The sequence below is a fragment of the Actinokineospora sp. genome (assembly GCF_050699995.1).
GTDB lineage: Bacteria > Actinomycetota > Actinomycetes > Mycobacteriales > Pseudonocardiaceae > Actinokineospora.
This window is the reverse complement of the sequence record NZ_JBOHGC010000049.1, coordinates 1-5,180: the sequence shown is the minus strand read 5'-3', so window position 1 is coordinate 5,180 and position 5,180 is coordinate 1. Positions and strand designations below refer to the sequence as shown.

The 5,180-nt window shown below is 67.7% G+C and carries 5 protein-coding genes and 1 pseudogene; 4 read left to right on the top strand and 2 right to left on the bottom strand.

The features are described from left to right. Positions 1-180: 180 nt before the first annotated feature. A complete protein-coding gene (locus ACRDSQ_RS03020; protein ID WP_431418536.1) occupies positions 181-549 on the bottom strand; it encodes an ATP-binding protein in 369 nt (122 codons plus the stop codon). A gap of 111 nt (positions 550-660) precedes the next feature. Between ACRDSQ_RS03020 and ACRDSQ_RS03015 the strand changes: the two genes are divergently transcribed. From ACRDSQ_RS03015 to ACRDSQ_RS03000, 4 genes are all read left to right on the top strand, one after another. Then, positions 661-1,848: a tyrosine-type recombinase/integrase gene (locus ACRDSQ_RS03015; RefSeq protein ID WP_431418534.1), complete on the top strand. Its 1,188-nt coding sequence runs from the start codon at positions 661-663 to the stop codon at positions 1,846-1,848. Continuing rightward, a complete protein-coding gene (locus tag ACRDSQ_RS03010) occupies positions 1,838-4,000 on the top strand; it encodes a tyrosine-type recombinase/integrase (RefSeq protein WP_431418532.1) in 2,163 nt (720 codons plus the stop codon). The genes ACRDSQ_RS03015 and ACRDSQ_RS03010 overlap by 11 nt, the downstream gene beginning before the upstream one ends. Next, entirely contained in the window at positions 3,997-4,425 is a 429-nt protein-coding gene (locus ACRDSQ_RS03005; RefSeq protein WP_431418530.1) for a DUF6262 family protein, read from the top strand. Before ACRDSQ_RS03010 ends, ACRDSQ_RS03005 begins: the two co-directional genes overlap by 4 nt. Positions 4,426-4,646: 221 nt before the next feature. Next, entirely contained in the window at positions 4,647-4,991 is a 345-nt protein-coding gene (locus ACRDSQ_RS03000; RefSeq protein ID WP_431418528.1) for a hypothetical protein, read from the top strand. Positions 4,992-5,091: 100 nt separating this feature from the next. Here the strand turns inward: ACRDSQ_RS03000 and ACRDSQ_RS02995 are convergent. Continuing rightward, positions 5,092-5,180, bottom strand: a pseudogene (locus ACRDSQ_RS02995) (IS21-like element ISAau2 family helper ATPase IstB); the annotation flags it as partial.

The following is a 5,180-nucleotide window of genomic DNA, read 5'->3' as shown; positions in this document are numbered from 1 at the left end:
GGTGTCAGCTCCGTCGCCGACAACCCCCGGCTCGCGAGCCACAGACTCAGCTGCCCGAGCAGATCCAGGCGCTCGCCGGCCGCCCTGAGTGAATAACCGCACTGGTCCAAGTAGCACCGGTAGCCGTCCTCGAACGCCACCAGCGGACCGTTGACCAGCGCACCTGAGGTCTTGACCATGTCACCTTCTCCTTCCAGGAGCACCTCGCTGCAACAAGGAAAGGCTGATCCCGAACGGCCGCCACCGAAAGCCTGTGATTATCCCGAACCCCCATCCACCAGCCCAACCACGAGGCGGGCCCTGAACTGGCCTCCCACCACCGGCCACCCACTTGTCGGAATAACCCCGCAGTCGGGATAAGTCGAGGATCAGCACTGGTGGTCGGGCCAGCTCGCGCAGCCGACGGCCCCAGGTGCCGTCGGCGTGTCCGCCGGCGAGGTCGGCCAGGACGCGGCTGGTCTTGGCGAAGCGGACGTCGGCGCCGTGGCGGATTGCCATGTGCCCCAACGCTTGCGCGACGTGTGTCTTGCCGACTCCAACCGTTATCAACGGGAGCTGACACGCCCTCTTTCGTGTAATTGACGATCGTCGCTTGAGGCCTTTGGCATCGTCGTTGCCTTCTTATCCAGGGGAGTTCTTCGACGAGAAGGAACGGCAGCGGTGGCGAACAGCGTGGCAGTGACGCCCTCGGGCGGGCGTCGCACGTGGACGGTGATCGACGAGGTCTATCGGACTGTTGAGCCGGTCGAGCAGTGGTTGGAGGCTCATCGGTATCTGTGGTCGCCGAACACGGTTCGCGGGTATGCGACCTCGTTGGCGCAGTGGTGGACGTTCCTGGAGCAGCGTGGCGAGGCCGCGGGGTGGCGGGATGTCGGTGTCCCGACGGTGTCCGGGTTCTTGTCCTGGCTGCGCAACGGGCGCACCGTGGAGCACCGTCTGGCCGAACTCGAGGTTGGGCCCGCGACGGAGACGTTGGAGGCCCGGCTGGCGGCGGTGATCTCGTTCTACCGCTGGCAACAGGCCGTGTTCGACGTTCCGGTCGCCGGGCGGCTGATGCGCGGCACGCCCCACCGGATGCCCGGCCGTGGTCTGCTGGCGCACCTGGACGCGCGGACCGCACCGACGGCGTCCTCGCTGGTTCGTGTCCGCCGCCAGCGCCATCACGGTCGGCCCCCGCTGCTGCTGCCCGAGCAGATTCAGTCCATTATGGATGGCTGCGCGGTGGTCGACCCGGGAACCGGGGAGTGGCAAGGAAATTCGCGCGACCGGCTGCTGTTCGCGCTGCTGGCCGAGACTGGCATGCGCCTGGGTGAGGCGCTGGGCCTACGGATAAGCGACTTCGTGATGGGCCGCGGCGGCACCCCGTTCATCGAGATCGTGCCCCGCGAGGACAACCCGAACGGGGCGCGGGTGAAGATGATGCGGCCCCGCCGGATCTATGTCGGCGCCGATCTGGAGCGGCTGTTCGCCGACTACTTGACCCACCTGGCCTGCCGCGCGAGCGAGGTGGGGATTCCGATCACGGTGGACTGGCCGCTGCTGGTCAACCTGCACCGGCCGCCACTGCTGGCGGCGCTGCGTGAGGGCACGGTGCGGGACAAGACCGCCGCGCTTCGCAAGCGGGGCATCGGCGCGGTCGGCTGGACCCCGCACTGGTTTCGGCACTCGCACGCCACCGCCCTGCTGCTGGCCGGCACCCCGGAATGGGTGGTCTCCCGCCGGCTGGGCCACGCGCACGTGCAGACCACCCTGGACCTCTACGGCTGGGTCCGCGAGGACGAGGCGCTGCGGGCGGCCGCGAACTGGAAGTCCTACGCGTCGGCCTGGCGGGTGTCCGATGACACGTGAGCACCGCCCGCACCTGCGGCCCGCCGGTGGTGAGGATCCGCTCTGTCGGCTCTGGCAGGAGCTGCCGTCGCTCTGGCGCGGCCCGATCATCGGCCCCGGTATCGCCGAGTGGGCCTCGGTCACCGAGAACCGCGACGGCAAGATCATCTTGACCGGTCTGCCCGACCCGTTCCCGGCCGAGTTGGCTTGGATGGCGCACTGGCAGGCCCAGGACGGCACCCGGTCCTCGGTGCTGGCGATCAACCAGTTGGCGAACATCGTGCGCTGGGCGATCCGGCAGGGCCACCCGTTCCCCGCCTCGATCCGCGCCATGGACTGGGAGACGGCGTCGGCGCTGCAGGGCTGGTTCTACGCCACTCGCTGGCACAGGTTGCCGAACAAGGGGGTCCGCGGCCGACTGCGGGCGCTGTTCCGGTTCGCCCGCCAGGCATTGATCGTGCGCTGTCACGAGGGAGCCTGGTGGGAGCTGGACTACTGGCATCCCCGATGCGATCCGCGGATCCCGCTGTCGGCCCGTGAACCGCTGGCCAACTTGGGCTGTTCGCCGGGGCAGATCACGCAACCCTGGGTGCGGTCGGCGGTGAAGTGGTGCCTGGGCACGATGTTGGAGGCCGGCACGTTGCGCTGGACCACCGTGAGCCAGGAGCGGCTGAAATGTCTGCACCGCTTCGACACCTGGCTCACCGAGTGCCTCGAGAACCCAGCCGAAGTCCTCGGTGAGCCGGCGAAGGCGGCCGAACAGGCGGCGGCGTTTCGTCGGTGGGTGGCCGACCCGCGCAACCGGATGCGCGGCGGCACCGACCAGCGCCATCTCGGCAAGCCGGTGCACCCGCGCCTGGTCAACGACGACCTGCGGGCGGTGGCCGAGCTGTTCGCGTTCATCGCCGCCAACCGCGGCGAGGCCCGAACGGTCCTGGGCGCCTCGCCCTGGGACCGGGTCAGCGAGGTCCACGCGGCCAGCTGGTTCGGTCAGGTCACGAGGATTCCGCACAGCAAGGCGTTCAACGACGAGCACTACGTCGACGACCACGCCCTGGCCCAGATCCCGGCCGCGCTGCCCCTGCTCGGGCTGCCCCGCGACCAGCAGATGCCCATCACCCGCGGCGACGGCCAGCAGCTGATGGCCGGCGGCATGGATGATCCGCAGACGATGCGCATGATCCTGCTGCAGATCCTCACCGGTCGTCGCGCCAGCGAGATCCGCACCTGCGCGTTCGACTGCCTGTCCCCGGTCCCAGATCGCGCCCTCGACGCGGTCGAGGGTGAACAGATCGCCCGGTTCCACTACGCCCAAAGCAAGATCGATATCGCGCCGGACACCATCCTCGTCGACCGCGAAGTCGTTGAGGTGATTGAAGAGCAACAACACTGGGTGCGCGACCGATTCCCCGACCTGACGCCTCGGTTCCTGTTCGTTCAGCGGACCGGCAACCGGCGAGGCGACAAGCCCTACGCCTCGGGCACCTACAACTGGATGCTGCGCGAGTTCAGCGACCTGGTGCAGATCACCGACAGCAAGAACCGGCCGGTGAAGCTGAGCCACACCCACCGGTTCCGGCACACCAAACTCACCCGGCTCGCCGAGCTCGGCCTGCCCGTCCACGTGCTGCAACGCTATGCCGGGCACGCCACCCCGACGATGACGATGCACTACATCGCCGCCCGCGAGGAGCACGCCGAGCAGGCGTTCCTGGCCACGGTGAAGCTCAAGGCCGACGGCACCCGGGTCCAGTTCTCCCGCGAGGACCACGACAGCATGCACCTGTTCGACCGCGCCGACCGGTTCCTCCCCAACGGTTGGTGCCTGTTGCCACCGCTTCAATCCTGCGACAAGGGCAACGCCTGCCTGACTTGCTCAGTGTTCGCGACCGACGAGTCGCACCATCCTGCCCTGCAACGGCAGTTGACCGAGACCGAGGAGTTGATCGCCCGCAACTCTGCTGCCTTCGAGCAACGCCACGGCCGTTCCATGCCCGAGGACAACGTCTGGCTCGCGCAACGCCGGGCCGAACACGCGGCCCTGACCCGACTGCTGGCCGCCATGCAGGACAACCCAGGCCGGGCAGTGCAAGGCGCCGGCTGCGGCACCGCGCCAGCGGGCCCGGTCCCGCTCACTCTCGACCTCACCCGCCACCAAAGGACCCAACCATGACCGACGCCCGTGCTCAGCGCATCGCCGTCCTCACCGCTGCCGCCAGGGCCAAGTCCGCAGCGAAGGCTGCAGCCGCCGAGCACGCCATCCGCGCACTCGTCAAACGCGGCGAACCGGTCACCTTCCAGGCCGTCCAGCGCGAAGGCGATGTTTCCCACGCCTTCCTCTACAACCACCCCGAACTACGCGGACGCATCGAGCACCTGCGCGCCCAAGCCCGTCCCGTCCCCGCTCAACCGGTCTTGCCGGACGCAGAAAGCACCCTTGTCCTAGCCCTGACCAGCCAGATCACTCACCTCAAGAAGCAGCACCGACACGAACTCCAGGCCCTTCGGCAAGCCCTTCAACAGGCCCACGGCGAGAACCTCGACCTCCGACGAGAACTCACCCGCCGCGGCTGGACCCGCCATCAGTCGCCGTCCTGACCTGCTCCCATCTGTCACACAGCCGTTGCGACCGGCAGAAACACAGTGGTGTCCACGCACTACCGTGACGGAGAATCAGCGTCATGGAGACGGTTGTCCAGTGGGTCCGCACCTCATGGACCAAACATTCCCGAGGCGGTGCCGAAGCCTCGCGTCGGAACGCGGCCCCGACAGCCTTCCTACTGCCGATCAGGCAACCACCATTCGTCCACGACGTCCTCATGCACGAACACGACGATTTCCAGCCTCAGTCCGTAACGCACGACGGCCTGCCCGACTCCACATCGGACCCCAGGGTCCTCCTCCAGGAAACCGACGGGTTGCTACGGGTCCAACTCGTCGTGACGCCGTTCGGCATGCCTCGCAGATGGCGGCGCCCTCCAGCACAGCGGCTCGCCCGCGGGCAATGGCTGCGTTGGCAGGTCAACTACCGGTTCGCCAACTCACACGGCGGCGAGTGGACCTACCGACTAGACACACTCAACATCGGATACGGCCCGACACGGGCCGACCTCTTCCTCGGCACCCCCACACACCACGTCGACGAACTCGCTGCACTGCGCTGACATCAACGGGTTCCAACACGCCGTCCCAACACGTTCCTGCGATCGCAACTACGTCCTGAACTGCAAGAACCAATCAAGATCAAGCTGCTCTCGTGGATAACGACCGGGCCGAGGAAGACGACGTTCTCTTGTGCGGCAACAAAATCCAGGGTGCCGAGGTGGGCGATGGTGTCGCGTTTGAGGCCACGG